Source organism: Qipengyuania nanhaisediminis (assembly GCF_045862805.1).
Classification (GTDB): domain Bacteria; phylum Pseudomonadota; class Alphaproteobacteria; order Sphingomonadales; family Sphingomonadaceae; genus Erythrobacter; species Erythrobacter nanhaisediminis_A.
Genome location: NZ_AP025760.1, coordinates 401,909 through 418,246, shown reverse-complemented (window position 1 = coordinate 418,246; position 16,338 = coordinate 401,909). Strand labels below are relative to the sequence as shown.

General features: G+C 64.1%; 16 protein-coding genes. 3 read left to right on the top strand and 13 right to left on the bottom strand.

What is annotated here, in order from left to right; all coding sequences use genetic code 11:
* Positions 1–4: 4 nt before the first annotated feature.
* The 9 genes from ACKTSM_RS02075 to ACKTSM_RS02035 all read right to left on the bottom strand — a co-directional run bounded on the left by ACKTSM_RS02075 (position 5) and on the right by ACKTSM_RS02035 (position 8,662).
* Positions 5–763 carry a SufD family Fe-S cluster assembly protein gene (locus tag ACKTSM_RS02075; protein WP_407875489.1) on the bottom strand — a complete coding sequence of 253 codons (759 nt, stop codon included), beginning with the start codon at positions 761–763 and terminating at the stop codon, positions 5–7.
* On the bottom strand, positions 756–1,505 hold the full coding sequence (gene sufC / locus ACKTSM_RS02070) for a Fe-S cluster assembly ATPase SufC (RefSeq protein ID WP_407875488.1): 750 nt from the start codon (positions 1,503–1,505) through the stop codon (positions 756–758). Before sufC ends, ACKTSM_RS02075 begins: the two co-directional genes overlap by 8 nt.
* Positions 1,492–2,055 (bottom strand): hypothetical protein, encoded by a 564-nt coding sequence (locus ACKTSM_RS02065; protein WP_407875487.1) that lies wholly within the window; start codon positions 2,053–2,055, stop codon positions 1,492–1,494. The genes sufC and ACKTSM_RS02065 overlap by 14 nt, the downstream gene beginning before the upstream one ends.
* Positions 2,052–2,549 (bottom strand): endonuclease domain-containing protein, encoded by a 498-nt coding sequence (locus tag ACKTSM_RS02060; protein ID WP_407875486.1) that lies wholly within the window; start codon positions 2,547–2,549, stop codon positions 2,052–2,054. The genes ACKTSM_RS02065 and ACKTSM_RS02060 overlap by 4 nt, the downstream gene beginning before the upstream one ends.
* Entirely contained in the window at positions 2,546–4,039 is a 1,494-nt protein-coding gene (gene sufB / locus ACKTSM_RS02055) for a Fe-S cluster assembly protein SufB (protein WP_407875485.1), read from the bottom strand. Before sufB ends, ACKTSM_RS02060 begins: the two co-directional genes overlap by 4 nt.
* The gene (locus tag ACKTSM_RS02050; RefSeq protein ID WP_407875484.1) at positions 4,036–4,476 is read right to left on the bottom strand and encodes an SUF system Fe-S cluster assembly regulator; all 441 of its coding nucleotides are present in this window, start codon (positions 4,474–4,476) and stop codon (positions 4,036–4,038) included. Before ACKTSM_RS02050 ends, sufB begins: the two co-directional genes overlap by 4 nt.
* 94 nt (positions 4,477–4,570) lie before the next feature.
* Positions 4,571–5,476: a helix-turn-helix domain-containing protein gene (locus ACKTSM_RS02045; protein ID WP_407875483.1), complete on the bottom strand. Its 906-nt coding sequence runs from the start codon at positions 5,474–5,476 to the stop codon at positions 4,571–4,573.
* Between the two features lie 346 nt (positions 5,477–5,822).
* Positions 5,823–7,601, bottom strand: a complete 1,779-nt coding sequence (locus ACKTSM_RS02040) for a DUF885 domain-containing protein (protein WP_407875482.1) — start codon at positions 7,599–7,601, stop codon at positions 5,823–5,825.
* A 146-nt stretch (positions 7,602–7,747) separates the two neighbouring features.
* Positions 7,748–8,662 carry a helix-turn-helix domain-containing protein gene (locus ACKTSM_RS02035; RefSeq protein ID WP_407875481.1) on the bottom strand — a complete coding sequence of 305 codons (915 nt, stop codon included), beginning with the start codon at positions 8,660–8,662 and terminating at the stop codon, positions 7,748–7,750.
* 328 nt (positions 8,663–8,990) lie between these two features.
* On the opposite strand from ACKTSM_RS02035, the gene ACKTSM_RS02030 reads away from it, so the two are divergent.
* From ACKTSM_RS02030 to ACKTSM_RS02020, 3 genes are all read left to right on the top strand, one after another.
* The gene (locus ACKTSM_RS02030; protein WP_407876395.1) at positions 8,991–10,055 is read left to right on the top strand and encodes a quinone-dependent dihydroorotate dehydrogenase; all 1,065 of its coding nucleotides are present in this window, start codon (positions 8,991–8,993) and stop codon (positions 10,053–10,055) included.
* 11 nt (positions 10,056–10,066) lie between these two features.
* Positions 10,067–11,785: a gamma-glutamyltransferase gene (gene ggt, locus ACKTSM_RS02025; RefSeq protein ID WP_407875480.1), complete on the top strand. Its 1,719-nt coding sequence runs from the start codon at positions 10,067–10,069 to the stop codon at positions 11,783–11,785.
* Between the two features lie 156 nt (positions 11,786–11,941).
* Positions 11,942–13,741, top strand: a complete 1,800-nt coding sequence (locus tag ACKTSM_RS02020; protein ID WP_407876394.1) for an AMP-dependent synthetase/ligase — start codon at positions 11,942–11,944, stop codon at positions 13,739–13,741.
* Here the strand turns inward: ACKTSM_RS02020 and ACKTSM_RS02015 are convergent.
* The 4 genes from ACKTSM_RS02015 to ACKTSM_RS02000 form a co-directional block, all read right to left on the bottom strand.
* Positions 13,738–14,259 (bottom strand): hypothetical protein, encoded by a 522-nt coding sequence (locus ACKTSM_RS02015; RefSeq protein WP_407875479.1) that lies wholly within the window; start codon positions 14,257–14,259, stop codon positions 13,738–13,740. The genes ACKTSM_RS02020 and ACKTSM_RS02015 overlap by 4 nt on opposite strands.
* A gap of 41 nt (positions 14,260–14,300) precedes the next feature.
* Entirely contained in the window at positions 14,301–14,831 is a 531-nt protein-coding gene (locus ACKTSM_RS02010; RefSeq protein WP_407875478.1) for a hypothetical protein, read from the bottom strand.
* Positions 14,832–14,919: 88 nt separating this feature from the next.
* Positions 14,920–15,897, bottom strand: a complete 978-nt coding sequence (gene thiS, locus ACKTSM_RS02005; protein ID WP_407876393.1) for a sulfur carrier protein ThiS — start codon at positions 15,895–15,897, stop codon at positions 14,920–14,922.
* 51 nt (positions 15,898–15,948) lie between these two features.
* Positions 15,949–16,332 (bottom strand): MerC domain-containing protein, encoded by a 384-nt coding sequence (locus ACKTSM_RS02000; protein WP_407875477.1) that lies wholly within the window; start codon positions 16,330–16,332, stop codon positions 15,949–15,951.
* Positions 16,333–16,338 lie beyond the last annotated feature (6 nt).

Genomic DNA, 16,338 nt, shown 5'->3' with positions numbered 1-16,338 from the left:
GCGTTCACAGCTTGGCATCCTCGAGCGCGGTGAGCGCAGCGGTGAGCAGGTTTTCGCGCTCGGATTCGTTTTCGAGCGCCACGAAGGCATCGCCGATGAAGGCCTGGACCAACAGGCGCTCGGCGATCTCGGGCGCGAGCCCGCGCGCGGCCATGTAATAGCGCGCATTCTCATCGAGCTGTCCGACGGTCGCGCCGTGTGCGCATTTGACGTCGTCGGCAAATATCTCGAGCTGGGGAACGGCGTTGGCGCTCGCCCCCGCGGCAAGGAGCAGGCCCTTGAAATCCTGCGCCGCGTCGGTCTTCTGCGCGCCGCGCGCGACCTTGATCTCGCCGAGGAAATTGCCGGTCGCCCGGTCCCAGTGAACCGCGCGCACGGTCTGGTTGCTGGTTGCGTTCGGGTGCGCGTGCTCGGTGGTAGTGACGAATTCGCGGACCGCTTCGCCGCCGCCGATCGTCACGCCGCCAAATTCGAAATGTGCGCCCTCGCCCAGCTCTACCTCGACCTCGAGCCGGGCGAAATCTGAGCCGCGCGCCGTCGCGAAGATCTCGGCGCGAGCGCCTTGGCCAAGCGTAAGGCGGATGCGGCGCAATTCGGGCGCAACGCTTCCGAGCACGAAGCATTCGCGCCAGGTCTCGCCCGCCGGGACCGCGACGTCCTGCCACTGGCCGAGCGCGTCGACGCCGATCCGCGCGAGTGCATCGGGGTCGGAATAGCGCCACGCTTCGTCGCGCCGGGTTGGAAGAGTAGAGGCTTCAGGCATCGGCCATCACCGCGTCGTAACCCTCGTTCTCGAGCCGATGGGCAAGTTCGGGCCCGCCGGTCTGGACGATCCGGCCATCGGCAAGCACGCTCACCTTGTCGGGCTTCACCACTTCGAGCAGGCGCTGGTAATGGGTGATCAGCAGCACGCCCTTGTCGGGACTGCGCATGATCGCGTTGATGCCATCGCCCACCACGCGCAGCGCATCGATATCGAGCCCGCTATCGGTTTCGTCGAGGACGGCAAAGGCGGGGTCGAGAATGCCCATCTGGACCATTTCGGCGCGCTTCTTCTCACCACCCGAAAAGCCGACATTCACCTGCCGCTTGAGCATGTCCATGTCCATCTTGAGCAGACCCGCCTTCTCGCGCGCGAGCTTGAGGAAGTCGCCGCCCGAAAGCGGTTCCTCACCGCGATAGGCGCGCTGGGCATTGGCCGCTTCGCGCAGGAACTGGACGTTGGAGACGCCGGGGATCTCGACCGGATACTGGAAGCCCAGGTACAGCCCTTCGGCGGCGCGCTCATGCGGGTCGAGCGCGAACAGGTCCTGGCCGCGGAACGTGACCGACCCTTGCGTGACATCGTAGCCCGGCTTGCCGCCGAGCACGTTGGCAAGCGTCGATTTGCCCGCGCCATTGGGGCCCATGATGGCGTGGATTTCGCCCGCCGCGACTTCGAGCGTCAGCCCCTTGAGGATCGCCTTGCCGCCGGTCTCGGCGTGGAGATTGTCAATTTTCAACACGGATTTGTTCCATTTCCTGTTCGTAGGCGGTCCGGGCCGCGACGGCTGCCGCCGCGGTCGCATCGGTGCGCGCCTTGACCACCGAGGCGTCGTGCAGTTCGAGCACGAGTCCGCGCGGCCTGTTGGCTTCGAATTCGTCGCGCGCAGCCTGTCTGCGGCGCACGAAAAAGGTGAATTGCTGGTCGAGATCGGCACCGCGCGCGATGTGGATCCGGCCGACATGCTCGAATATCTCGCGCACGTCCGCCTCGGTGTAGCCCGGGAAATTGCCGCTCCGCGCGAGCGCGGCGTTCGCCGAGGCCTGCGCCTTGCGGCTGACCTCCTCGCAATGGGGAACGTCCGCGCGGTGCTGCATCTCGAAATTGGCCTCGCCCGTGACGCGGTGCATCTGCCCGGTCAGGCAGCGACGGTAATCGGCAACATAGGGCTGAATGAGGCGCGGATATTCAAGCGTCCAGGTCTCTGGCGCGTCGTTTTCGATCGCGGTCGGCGCTTCGCCGACTCCCTGCAGCGTGAAAAGCGGAGCGAGAAGGAGAATGAGGCTGGTCATTGGCTGGATTCCTCGTTGCGACCCGAGGAGGCGAAATGATCGTGGCGGCGCTGGCGCTTGTCGGCGATCCGCATCCGCATGCCGGCAGTGATCCGTTCGAGCACTGCGTCCATGTTTTCGAGGATATCGCTCGCCTTGATCCGCATCACCCGGATGCCGACCGCCTCGAGGCTCTTGTCGCGGCGCCTGGCCAGCGTCTCGTCCTGGTCGTCCTCGTCGATCATGATCGCCATGCCGAGATTGTGGCAGTTGAAATCGACAATCGCGCTGCCGACCACGGCGAAACGCTTGAAGGTGTAGCGGCCGAGATTGGCCTTGGCGAACCGTTCGGCCAGCGCCTTGTTTGCGGGCGAGGCAAAGCGCTTCATCTCGCGCGCACGATCGTGCAGCGCGTCGAGCCGCTTGTCCGAGATTTTCCAGCCCCGCCCCTTCTTGTTGAGTGTCGGTTCGGTGTCGGAGGTGTCTTTGACGCCCAGCGTCTTGCGTTCGGTCATCCCACGCTCCCTTCGAGGCTGATCGCGAGCAATTTCTGCGCCTCGACCGCGAATTCCATCGGCAGTTCTTTCAGCACGTCCTTGGCAAAGCCATTGACGATCAGCGCGACCGCCTCTTCTTCGCCCAATCCTCGCTGCATGGCGTAGAACAATTGCTCGTCGCTGATCTTGCTGGTGGTCGCCTCGTGCTCGATCTGCGCGCCGGGGTTCTTCACCTCGATATAAGGCACGGTGTGTGCCCCGCATTCATCGCCGAGCAGCAGCGAATCACACTGTGTGAAGTTGCGCACGCCCTCGGCCTTGGGCCCCACGCGAACGAGGCCGCGATAGGTGTTCTGCGACTTGCCCGCGCTGATCCCCTTGGAGATGATGGTCGAACGCGAGCCCTTGCCGTTGTGGATCATCTTGGTGCCGGTATCCGCCTGCTGGTGGTTGTTGGTCACCGCGACCGAGTAGAACTCGCCGACGCTGTTTTCGCCGTTGAGCACGCAGCTGGGATACTTCCATGTCACCGCCGAGCCGGTTTCGACCTGCGTCCATGAAATCTTCGACCGGTCGCCCTGGCACAGCCCGCGCTTGGTGACGAAATTGTAGATTCCGCCCACGCCTTCGGAATTGCCGGGATACCAGTTCTGGACGGTCGAGTACTTGATTTCCGCATCTTCCATCGCGACCAGTTCGACCACTGCGGCATGCAGCTGGTTCTCGTCGCGCATCGGCGCGGTGCAGCCTTCGAGATAGCTGACATAGGATCCTTTTTCGGCAACGATCAGCGTGCGTTCGAACTGCCCGGTATTCTCGGCATTGATGCGGAAATAGGTCGAAAGCTCCATCGGGCAGCGCACGTCTTCGGGCACGTAGACAAAGGTGCCGTCCGAAAAGACCGCGCTGTTGAGCGTAGCGAAGAAGTTGTCGCGCTGCGGCACGACCTTGCCGAGCCACTGTTTCACCAGCTCGGGATATTCCTTGATCGCCTCGCTGATCGACAGGAAGATGACGCCCGCCTTCTTGAGCTCCTCGCGGAACGTCGTTGCAACGCTGACGCTGTCGAATACCGCGTCGACCGCGACCTTGCGCGCGCCTTCGACCCCGGCGAGCACTTCCTGCTCCGCCACCGGAATGCCGAGCTTGTCGTAGACCGCCTTGATCTCGGGATCGAGCTCGTCGAGCGATTTGAGCGTCGGCTTCTTCTTGGGCGCGGCGTAGTAATAGGCATCCTGGTAGTCGATCTTCGGATAGCCGACCTTGGCCCAGTCGGGCTCGTCCATCTGCTGCCACAGGCGGAACGCCTTCAGCCGCCAGTCGAGCATCCATTGCGGCTCGCCCTTCTTGGCCGAAATGAAGCGGACGGTGTCCTCGGTAAGCCCCTTTTCGGCAAATTCGGTCTCGATATCCGCCGACCAGCCGTGCTCGTATTCAGCCGCACGCGCGGCGGCATCCTTGGCATCCTGGTCCATTTCGGGTGCGTCGAGGTCGATATTTTCGGTCATGCCGCGTGTTCTTCAATATTGGAGGGGGCGGCAGGCGCAGGGGCCCGGCGCAAATGTTCGAGCGTGATCCCCGCAAGCGCACCGCGCAGCGAGGCGTTGATGATCGGCCAATGTGGCTTCATCGTGCAGCCGTCCTCGTAATCGCAGCCCGAATTGTCGACACATGCGGTCAACCCGATCGGGCCTTCGACCGCCTCGACGATATCGGCAACGGTGATCGCGGCGGCGGGGCGCGCCAATTGCAGGCCGCCGCCCGCCCCACGCACCGATCGCAGCAGGTTTGCCGCGGTCAGCTTGGAAACGAGCCGCTGCACGGTCGGCACCGGCAGGCCGGTCTCGCTCGCGAGTTCGGCCGCGCTCACGCGCCCGTCGCCGCAATGCGTGGCGGCCTGGCACATCGTGATGACGGCATAGTCGGCGAGATTGGACAGGCGCATGGAGGGAAACCCGCTTGTTGCGAACGATTCTTAAATCAGACTGAATCAGTCGGATTTCAAATACGCACGCCGAACGGTGATTTCAAGGCAAGTTTCAATTGCTGCCGTCCGGCCCCCCGATCGCGCGGTATTGCTTGAGGCGGTCGAGATTTTTCAGGCGCAGCATCGTGCGAAAGAGCGGTTCCTCTCCCCCGCCAAGGCGCGCCGGGGTGTAACCGCAATAGCGGCGGATTTCGCGGATCATGTGCGGTTGATCGTAAAAGGCCGCGGCAATCTCGGCCTCGCCCTCGTCAGTGAGGTCGGGCTCGGAAAGCAGGTTTGCGGCTCTCACCGCGCGCATCTTGCGCGCGAGTGCGGCCGGAGTGAACCCGAAATAGCGCTCGACCAGGCGCTCGGCCTGCCTGCGCGAATAGTCGAGCCGCTCGAACAGCTGATCGACATCGGGATTGAGCGAGGAACCGAGCCAGGAAATCGTGGCCTGAATGACCGCCTCGTGGCGCGCGGCGACCGGCGCGAGGCGAGCAGCGATCCAGTTGGAAAGCTCCTCGCAGGCCTGATGCCCGGAGACCGCGCCGGCCAGGTAGCGCGCATTGAGGTCGTCCGCAAAGTCCCCCGCTTGGCGACCAAGCAAGTCTTCGGCCGGGCAGAAGCGGTCGAGGCATTGGCCTGCGGGGACGTTCGCCAGCGCTGCCCAGCCCAAGGGCGAGAGAGAGGCGCCGAAGGAGTGCCATGGCCCGTTGAACTCGAAAGGCGTGGCGGTGCTGAACCCGCTGAACATGTGCGCACCCGGCGCGATGGTCTCGACGTGATCGGGAAAGTGCAGTCGCCCCGAACCGCGCGGCGTGAAAAACAGCTGTCCCAGTGCACCGGGATGACGATCGCGGATCTCCACGCGGTCCCAGATGAAATGAAAGAAGGCGAGCACGTGGTCGCCAAGCTCTTCGGGCGGATCGAAATATTCGAGATGGAACTGGGAGGGCACGAGGCGGGCATGGCCCAAAGCTGGGCCTTCGTGAAGGGGGCCATTTCGCCGAACCTGCATTGCAGTGCGGCTGCTTGTCATCGCTCGCTATGGAATTTCACGGGGGGTTGCCGGCAAGGAGCGCGAAAGAGTCGCTCGTCCACAAGGATCGCGCTTCCCGGCAGGCTCCGGCTTCGGAAAGTAGGCGCCCGAAAGGGACGGTACGATCGACTCGTTGCGACCCGTCGGTCGTACCGTCCCCAAAGCCTCTGCGACAGGCCCTGTCGAGCCTCAGGCACTGGGCTCTTGGACCGAGCATACCGCTCGCTGATCGGCATGCCTTGTATAAGAGCGACATCGCGTGTCGCGCGCCGGCCAACGCCGCTCAATCGCCCGCGCGGCCCGCCTTTACCCGATCGACCCAGAGCGCGACATTCTCCTCCATGATCGAGAGCGGGACCGGCCCGCTGGTCAGGATGGCGTCGTGAAAGCCGCGAATGTCGAAATCCGCGCCCAGTTCGGCGCGGGCCTGTTCGCGGACCTCCATGATCTTGAGTTTTCCGATCATGTAGGCAGTCGCCTGGCCCGGGGTGGTGATGTAGCGCTCGATCGCCTTGACGATATCGCCTTGCGGATTGGGCGTGTTCTGTTCGAGATAGGCGATCGCTTCCTCACGGGTCCAGCGCTTGTGATGCAGCCCGGTATCGACGACCAGGCGCGCCGCGCGCCACAATTCCATCCCGAGCCGCCCGAAATCTGAATAGGGATCGGTGTAGAAGCCCATCTCCTTGGGCAGTTCCTCCGAATAGAGGCCCCACCCCTCGGTATAGGCGGTCCAGCCACCAAACCGCCGGAAGGCCGGCAGGTCGCCGAGCTCGGTCTGGAGCGCGCGCTGGAGGTGATGGCCAGGAAGCCCCTCGTGGTAGGCGAGCGCTTCGAGCTCGTTCTTCGACATGTCGCGAAGATTGTAGAGATTGACGTAATAGGTGCCCGGACGCGATCCGTCGGGCGCGGGACTTTGGTAGAAGGCCTTGCCGGCGCTCTTCTCGCGGAATGCCTCGACCGGCTTGATGATCATCGGCGCTTCGGGAAGCACACCGAAATAATCCGGCAGGCGCTCGGTGATGCGATCAAGGACCGCCTGCGCATCGGCGAGATATTCCTCGCGCGTGTCGTAATAGAACCGGTCGTCGGTGCGGGTGAACTCGAAGAAGTCCTGGAGGCTGCCTTCGAATCCGACCTTGTCCATGATGGCGCGCATTTCGCCGTGGATCCGGTCCACCTCGCGCAGGCCGATCGCGTGTATCTGCTCGGCGGTGAGATGGGTCGTGGTGTAGCTCTTGAGGAGCGCGGCGTAATATTGGTCGCCCTGCGGCAGGCGCCAGATCCCGTCATCGGTCGGCGCGATGGCCTGCTGCCGCTGCATTTCCGCAAGCAAGCGGCGATAGGCGGGGAGTGCGGACCCGTTCCAGGCCTCGCGCGCCGACGCCGACAGGCGGGTGGATGTCTGCGCATCGACATCGCCTGCATCGGACAGGGCGGCAAGCTTGGTGCCGAAATCCTCGAGCACCGCATTTCCCTCGCCGGCTTCGATCAACGCCTCGAGATCTGCGATGACATAGGGATATACCCAGTCGGGCGGCATCACCCCGTTATCGGCGCGCTCGCGGGCTTCGGCGACCATTGCGTCGAGCTGAGGGCCGATCCCGGCAATCCGCGAGACATAGGCCTCGGCATCGGAAAGCGAGGAAATACGGTGGATATTGATCAGGAAGGCCGGAATGCCGGTATGCGCGCCGCGACGATGATCGAACAGGAAGCCGTATTCACGATAGGGGTATAGCGAGGCGCGGCGTTCGGCCAGCAATTCGAACAACCGATAGGAAAGCGCATCCTGCGCAGGCAATTCGGCGGGGTCGTAGCGATCGCGCATCAGCGCGGCAGTGTCCTGCAGAAGCGCGAATTCCGCGGCTGCCGCGGCGTCGGACGGATCGTCCCAGCGCCCGTAATCCTCGTCGCGAATACCGCGATAGGCTTTTGAGATCGGAGACATGGCAAGATCAGCCCTGTCATAGGCCTCGAAGAAGACATCGAGCGCGACCGGCGACGGGGCCTCGGGCTCGATTGCGGCAACGCTGCCCGGATCACCGCTGGATGCAGGCATGGTCGCGCATCCTGCCAGCGCACCAATCATTGCAGGAGCGATGAGGCAGCGAAGGGCGAGTTGTGGAGAGAGGCGCATGATGTTCCTTTCGGTCGTTTCGGGTCCTGCGCGCAGACGGCTACCACGAACGCGGCGGCCGTGTCCCGCTATCCGAGTTCGCGCAGGTTCTTGGGGTCGATCATCTCGGTGAGATAGGGGTTGTCGGGATTGCGCAGCCGCGCCGGAGTGCGGCCGACGAACAGGTTGATCTCGCGGATCATGTGCGACTGGTCGAAGAATGCCTCGCCAAGCTCGGCCTCGTATTCAGGCGTGAGCGAGGGGAACGAGAGGAGCGCGGCGGCGCGCAGCGCGCGATACTTGCGCGCCAGGGCCTGCGGCGGGAGCCCGAAATAACGCTCGGTCAGGCGCTGGACCTGCCGCTCGGAATAGGCTGCCTTGTCGATCAGTGCCGACAATTCTGGATTGAGCGCGGATCCGAGCCAGTTGTTGATGACCTTGATCAGGCCGGCATGGCGCGGATTGACCGGCCTGACACGCGCGGCGATGAAATCGGCGAGCGCGAGTGCGCAATCCTTGCCGCTCATGCTGCCATCGCGATAGCCGGCATTGAGCGCATCGCCCAATCGCTGCGCGTCGTCGCCAAGAATGTCCCGTGCGGGATGCAGCCGGTCGCGATGTTCGCCCGCATGAAGCCCCGTCAAGGCCGCCCAGCCCAACGGGGTGAGCGCCGCACCGATTGCGTGAAACGGGCCATCGACCACGATCGGGTTCGCGGTTGATAGCGGGGTCATCATCGCGACTTCGTGATTGGGATCGCGGTGGCCCGCTCTGAAATGCATCACCCCCTTGCCGTAGGGAAAGATCGCCAAATGTCCGATTGAAGCGGGCTGGATGTCGCGAATATGCGCTTCGTCGCAGCGAAAATGATAGAGCGTGGTGACGTAATCGCTAATTGCGGCCGGCGGTGCGATGTAGTCGACCGAGATGAGCGCGCTTTCGGTCAGCTCGTAGCCGGTCTCCGGCGAATCGGTATCAAAAGTTGCGTCCAGATTGTCGTGCAAATGACTCGCCGCCTCCCTGTTGCGGAGCGATGTAGCGGCTTGTCCGTTGAATCGACAACAAAAAAAGGGCGGCCCTTGAAACAAGGACCGCCCATTTAAGTTGAGGAACTCTTTGCAGATGCTGCTCCGAGCCCTTCGGGTCGCAAATGCTGATTAACCGGATCGCCCGGCCGCGGATTGTATGCATACGACAAGCCAGTGATTATCAATGGCAATTGGTGGTGAACGCGCAAGAAATCGCGGCTTGTCCGCGCGCGCAGCGATGTGCGGCCCCAACGTTTGCCGGGGTCGACACGGCGCGCGATATCGGGCTTAGGCAGCCGTGATGATGAAACGATTACGCCTGTTCGATCTCATGCGCCCGGCCCTGTTCGGGCTTGATCCCGAGACCGGTCATCGCCTCGCGATCACCGCGCTCAAGGCGATGCCATTACCCGGCCCGCGATCTTCGCAGGAGAGGGCAGGCAAGCTCGCGATCACTCTCGCAGGTCTCGACTTTCCCAACCCCGTCGGAGTGGCGGCAGGCTTCGACAAAGATGCCGAGGTGCCCGACGCGCTGCTGGCGCTGGGCTTTGGCTTTGCCGAGGTCGGTTCGATTACCCCGCTTGCCCAAGCGGGCAATGAACGGCCGCGATTGTTCCGGTTGGTCGAGGACGAAGCGGTGATCAACCGCATGGGTTTCAACAATGCCGGCGCCGATGCGGCGATCGCCCGTCTCGAGGCGCGAGCGGGGCGGCCGGGCATTGTCGGCGTCAATATCGGTGCGAACAAGGATTCGCCGAACCGCATCGCCGATTATGCGCTGATGGCGCGGCGGATGACGCCTCTGGCGAGCTATCTCGCGGTCAATGTCTCGAGCCCCAACACCCCCGGCCTTCGCGCATTGCAGGACGAGGCTTCGCTTGCCGCACTGATCGACGGCGTGATCGAGGCCCGCGACAGCACCGGAATAACCGCGCCGCCCCCGATTTTCCTCAAGGTGGCACCCGATCTTGAACCTGCCGACGTGGACGCGATCGCGCGGATCGCGATGGACAGGCAATTGGGCGCCTTGATCGTTTCGAACACCACCATTGCGCGCCCTTCGCTACGCTCGCGTCACGCGGGCGAGACCGGAGGGCTTTCGGGCGCCCCCTTGCGCGCTCTCGCCCTCAAGAGGCTGCGCGACTTTCGTAAGGCGACAGGTGGCGAGATGCCGCTGATCGGTGTCGGCGGCATTGCGAGCGCAGAGCACGCCTGGGAACGGATCCGCGCAGGCGCCAGCCTCGTGCAGACCTATTCGGCGATGGTCTATCGCGGCCCCCAGCTCGGCGCGGAAATCGCGCGCGGGATCGAACGCCTGATGAAGCGCGACGGCTTTGCCTGCCTTGCCGACGCGGTGGGAAGCGAATAGCGGTGGCCGCGATGACCAGACTGCTTGCAATCCTTTCGCCGCTCGCGCTCGCCGCGACATCATGCGCCGATGCGCCCGCCCCGGTTGGCCAGGCGAGCGATAAGCCGACACTGTCCGCACCTTCGGCCGCGGTGTCGAGCGCGGACCCGCGAGCCGATGCCGCGGGCGAGGCGATCCTTGCCCAGGGCGGTTCTGCCACCGATGCCGCGATCGCAGTCATGCTCGCCTTGACCGTGGTCGAACCGCAAAGCTCAGGAATCGGAGGTGGCGGGTTTCTGGTCCATGCGGGCGAGGATGGCGTCGTCACATTTGACGGGCGCGAGACCGCACCGGCAAGCGCGACCGGCAGGCGCTTCCTCGATGAGGACAGCGAACGCCTGCCGTTCGAGCAGCGCGTGATGTCCGGTCTGAGCGTCGGAGTGCCCGGCAATATCGCGCTCGCAGCCGAAGCACATGCCCGCTACGGGAAACTGCCCTGGGCCGACCTTTTCGCCCCCGCGATTGCGCTCGCGCGCGATGGTTTCGTCATGAACCGCCGACTCAACGGCTCGCTTGCCGAACGCCGCGAACGCGCCGGCCGGACCGCGGCGGCGCGTGCCGTGTTCTTCGGGCCCGATGGCGATCCGCTGCCGGTGGGAGCGAGAGTGCGGATCCCAGAACTTGCCGAAGCGCTCGAGGACCTCGCCGCGAGCGGACCCGAAGCCTTCTACCAGCGCAATGCCGCCAGTTTCGCCCGATATGTCGCTAGCGAAACTCCGCAGGACGGCCGCATGAGCGAAACGGATGTCACCGGCTATGCCGCCAAGCTTCGCGATCCGGTTTGCACGCGTTACCGGACCTACAAGGTCTGCGGCATGGGCCCGCCTTCTTCGGGCGGAGTGGCGGTCGCGCAGATGCTGGGCCAGCTCGAACGGTTCGATCTCGCCGCGCTCGGCCCCGACAATGCGACCTTCTGGCACCTTTTCCTCGAATCGCAGCGGATCGCCTATGCCGACCGCGAGCTCTACATTGCTGACAGCGATTTCGTTCCGGTCCCAGTCGAAGGGCTGGTGGACGGTGGATACATCTCCCGTCGCAGCGGCCTGATCGATCCCGACACAGTCTTGGCCAAGGTCGAGGCAGGAACGCCCCCCGGGGCACCGGCAGCCCTCGCCGATGGCGATGAACCGCCGGAAAACGGCACGACCCATTTTTCGGTGGTCGATGCCCATGGCAATGCCGCCAGCTACACCTCGACGGTCGAAGGCGCGTTCGGATCGGGGCTGCATTGGGGCGGTTTCTATCTCAACAACGAGCTGACCGATTTCAGCGCCACGCCCGAAGTGGACGGCGTGCCGGTCGCCAACCGGGTCGAGGGCGGAAAGCGACCGCGATCCTCGATGGCCCCCACCATTGTCTTCGACGAGGATAGCGAGGTCCTGCTGGTCATCGGCGCGGCGGGCGGCCCGACGATCCCCGTCCAGGTGGCGCGTTCGATTATCGGAGTCCTCGATTTCGGCCTGTCGGCGCGCGAGGCGCTCGATATGCCGCTGGTGATGGCATTCGGGCAGATGGTGGTGATCGAGGAAGACCGGATGCCGCAGGGCCTCGACGCCGCCCTGCGCGCGCGCGGTCACGAGCGCATCCACCTGCTCGCCCCTCGCGGCAAGGCCAATGCGCTGCTGCGCACCGGCAATGGCTGGGAAGCGGCAGGCGACCCGCGCATCGCCGACATGCTGCTATACCGCTAGGCGCCGATGCTTGCCGCTGGCGCTGCGAGGGATTAACCCCTCAACCGAACGACAAGACATGCTCGACCCGCGCAAGAACAGACGGGCGAGACCAGAGGAGCCGAGCCTGTGAACCTTTCTGACACGAGACCGGTCGCCGACCCGGCGGACCCTCAGATTCTCCAGGACATCGACAGTGCGAACAACCTGGTCGAACTGTTCCTGAAACGCGCTGATGAGAAGGGCGATCGCCCCTTCCTCGGCCGCAGGCAGGACGGCGAGTGGAAAACCCAGAGCTGGCGCGAAGCGGCAGAGCAGGTTTGCGTGCTTGCCGAGAACCTGCGCAATCTCGGCCTCAAGGACGGCGACCGTGTCGCAATCGTCTCTGAAAACCGCCCCGAATGGTGCATCGCGGATATCGCCATCATGGCTGCCGGGTGTATCTCGGTCCCGACCTACATCACCAATACCGAACGCGACCACGCGCACATTCTCGACAATTCGGGCGCGCGCGCTGTGATCGTCTCGACAGAGAAACTGCTCGCCCCTGTTGTCGGCGCGATCGGGCGCACCGGCGCGGTCGATTACGTCATCGGGATCGAGGACCTGCACCGCAAGCAGGCGAGCAGCTTCGAATACCATTCCTTCGCCGATCTTGTCGCGGGCGATGCGGCGGCCGCGCGCGAGGCGGTCGACCGGCGCATTGCGAACATTGCGCGCAGCGATACCGCCTGTCTGATCTATACCAGCGGCACCGGCGGTGCACCGCGCGGGGTGATGCAGCACCACGGCGCAATCCTGTGCAATATTGCCGGTGCGGCCGAAATCCTCATCAACGATTTCGGGATCCAGGACGAACGGTTCCTGTCCTTCCTTCCGCTCTCGCACGCCTACGAGCACACTGGCGGCCAGTACCTGCCGATCTCTGTCGGAGCTGAAATTTTCTATTCCGAAGGACTCGAAAAGCTTGCCTCGAACATAGAGGAAACGCGGCCCACGATCATGGTCGTCGTCCCGCGCCTATTCGAGGTGCTGCGCGCACGGATCATGAAGCAGGTGGCCAAGCAGGGCCGCGTTGCCAACATGATGATGGACGCCGCGCTCAAGATCAGCGCCAATGCCAAGGACGGCAAGAAGCGCCTGCGCGATCGCCCGATGGACCTTATGGTCGAAAAGACGCTGCGTCCCAAGATACGCCAGCGTTTCGGCGGGCGGATCAAGGCGATGGTATCGGGCGGCGCGCCGCTCAACCCCGAAGTCGGCAATTTCTTCGAAGCGATGGGGCTGACCATGCTTCAGGGCTATGGCCAGACCGAGGCCGGGCCGGTGATGAGCTGCAACCGTCCGGCGGCAGGTCTCAAGATGGACACGGTCGGCCCACCCATGCGCGGGGTCGAGATCAAGATCGCCGACGATGGCGAGATCCTGTGTCGCGGCGAGCTGGTGATGCATGGCTACTGGCGCAACGAGGCCGAGACCGAGCGCACGATCGTCGACGGCTGGCTGCATACCGGCGATATCGGCCATCTCGACGAGGCGGGCCGGATCGTCATCACTGACCGCAAGAAGGACATGATCGTCAACGACAAGGGCGACAATGTCGCTCCGCAGAAGATCGAGGGCATGCTCACGCTCCAGCCGGAGATCGCCCAGGCAATGGTGAGCGGCGACAAGCGCCCCTACGTGGTCGGCCTGATCGTGCCCGATGCCGAATGGGCGCTGGAATGGGCGCGCGCCAATGACGAGAAATTCGACATGAAGGCGCTGCAGGACCTGCCCGCTTTCAAACAGGCGGTGAGAAAAGCGGTCGATCGCACCAATGCCGATCTCTCGGTGGTCGAAAAGGTGCGCCAGTTCGCCTTTGCCGACGAAGCGTTCTCGATCGAGAATGAGGAAATGACGCCGAGCATGAAAATCAGGCGGCACAAGATCCGGGACCGCTACCAGGACCGGATTGACGGGCTTTATCGCAGCTAGGCCGCGCGCTTTCCTCTGCGCTTTGCCTCGGCGCGGATCTGGCCGAGCTGTGAGGCGAGCTCGGTCTTGGCACTGGCGATGCGCCGCAGCCATGCCACCATCTCGATCCTGCTGAACGCGCGCGTCTCAGGCCCCAACCGGCGTGATCCGTCATGGGTCGAGAGCATGAAGACGACGCCTTGCCCGGTCACTTTCATGGTGCCGTGAGCGAACCATGCGCGCTCCTCTGCGAGCTCGGCCCAGTCTGCCAGTTTGCGGGCCGTCGCCGCATCGTGACAGGTGAAGCCGCCCTTGCCGAGAAAGAGGGCGAGCGCCCGGTGCCGCGCTTTCGCACCGGGATGATGTGAGTCGCGCCCGAGCGCACATCCAAGGCATTCGAGTTCGGCGATGCAATCGTCGAGCGCTGCCTCGGTTCTTGAATAGAGATCCAGGCATGCGCCGCGCCAGGCCATCGCGGTGGCCTGCCAGTCGGCCTGGTATGCGGTCTTGGGGGTCTGCGGCGCTGGGCAGTGGATCATGTCGCCACTCTGGCCGCGAAAGCGTTAAGGATTCGCAAGCTTTAGGCCGCTTCGACGTCCTCGATATATTCGGGATAGAAGCGCGGGGGTTTGGTCGACCATCCCGGAGCCGTGGCTGCCGCCTCGCTGAGCGACTGCAGCAAGACCTTGCGCTGTTCGGGACGAATTGTCGGCAAGGCCGCGGCGGCACAGAATGCAGCGGGAAGATAAGGCCGCGCCTCGGCGCCGAGCAGGCGTTCGTAGAGGAAGCGGAATGCCGAAAAACTGGTGATGCGCTCCTGCGCCAGGTCGAAAGCGGCCATGCGAACCAGCTTGCCGATGAAGCGTTCGACCTCGCCGATCGTGCCTTCGACCGGAACCAGCTGGCCGAGCGATTTCAGGTCCTGGTAGGCGACATATTGGCGCCGGATCGCGGTGTTCTCCGCCTCGCTCCTGCCCCACAGCTTGAACGCGTCGCAGCGCGACAGGCCGATATCGAGGCTGCGCTTGACATAACGCTGTTCGCACGGGCTGAAGCCGGCGAATTCGCGCATTTCGGCGATGGCCAAGGTGGCAGTGCTGGCAAGGGTCATGCGTTGTCTCCTGCGTTCAGAAGACGGTTGTCCCTCAACTTGGTTAATACGTAGTAACCATGGGCCCGGTTTTACGATTTGGTATCGTTCAGATCAGCCCGGCGAGCGGCGAAGACGGGTCGGCATATTTGCGCCGTCCCATGCGCCCGGCGAGATAGGCTTCGCGCCCGGCCTCGACCGCGAATTTCATCGCGCGGGCCATGCGGATCGGGTCCTTGGCCTCGGCAATCGCGGTGTTCATCAGGATCCCGTCACAGCCCAGTTCCATCCCAACCGCCGCATCGCTCGCAGTTCCAACCCCGGCATCGACCAGGACCGGGACATTCGCGCCCTCGACGATCAGGCGGATGGTGACCTGGTTCTGGATGCCCAGCCCTGATCCGATCGGCGCCCCCAACGGCATGATAGCCACCGCGCCTGCGTCTTCGAGCTGTTTTGCTGCGATCGGATCGTCGACGCAATAGACCATCGGCAGGAAACCTTCCCTGGCGAGCACCTCGGTCGCCTTCAGCGTTTCGCGCATGTCGGGATAGAGTGTGCGCGCCTCTCCCAGCACTTCGAGCTTGACGAGGTCCCAGCCTCCCGCCTCGCGCGCGAGCCGCAAGGTCCGGATCGCGTCATCGGCGGTGAAACAGCCGGCGGTGTTGGGAAGATAGGTTATCTTCTTCGGGTCGATGTAGTCGGTCAGCATCGGTGCCTTGGGATCGCTGACATTGACCCGGCGCACCGCGACCGTGACGATCTCGGCCCCGCTTGCCTCGACGGCTGCGGCGTTCTGTTCGAAATCCTTGTATTTGCCGGTGCCGACGATCAGTCGCGAGTTGAAGCTGCGGCCCGCCACGCTCCAGCTATCGCCAGCGTTATCACTGCCACCACCGACGAAGTAGACGACCTCGAGCACATCGCCTTCGGCCAGCGGCGCGTTGGCGAGTGTCGAGCGCGGGACGATCGTCCCATTGGCTTCGACCGCGACCTTTTCGGGCGCGAGATCGAGTTCGCGCACGAGTTCGGCGATAGTAGTGGCGGCGGTGCGGCGGGACTCGCCGTTCAGGGTGATGGTGTGCATTTGGCTCATGCGCCCCGCTTACCAAGAGCGCGCCGCGTGGCAACCGCCAGTTTAGCGGGGCGAGCGAAGATTGAGCAGGTGGCCGACCGAAACCAGCGCAACCCCGATGATCGTCAGCACCGCTTCCTGCGTGCCGTGCGGCGAAGCAAGCGCTCCGCCCATGAAGGTGAGGCCGGTCATCGCGATCACGAAGGGCGCGGCCCGGCGATGCTTCAGCGCACCCCAGCCAATGGCGACCGCCGCAACCACCAGCGCAAGCAGCAATCCGAAGCGATGGATCTCGGGAGCAAGGAGGAAATGCCCGCCAAGCCCGAGGCCCGAAACGATCACCACGGTGGCCACGCAATGGATCGCGCACAGGCCAGCCATCCCGATCCCAAACTGGTCGAGCCGCTGGCGCTGCGATGCGCGCGGAGAGAAGGGCGATTCCGTCATGACTTG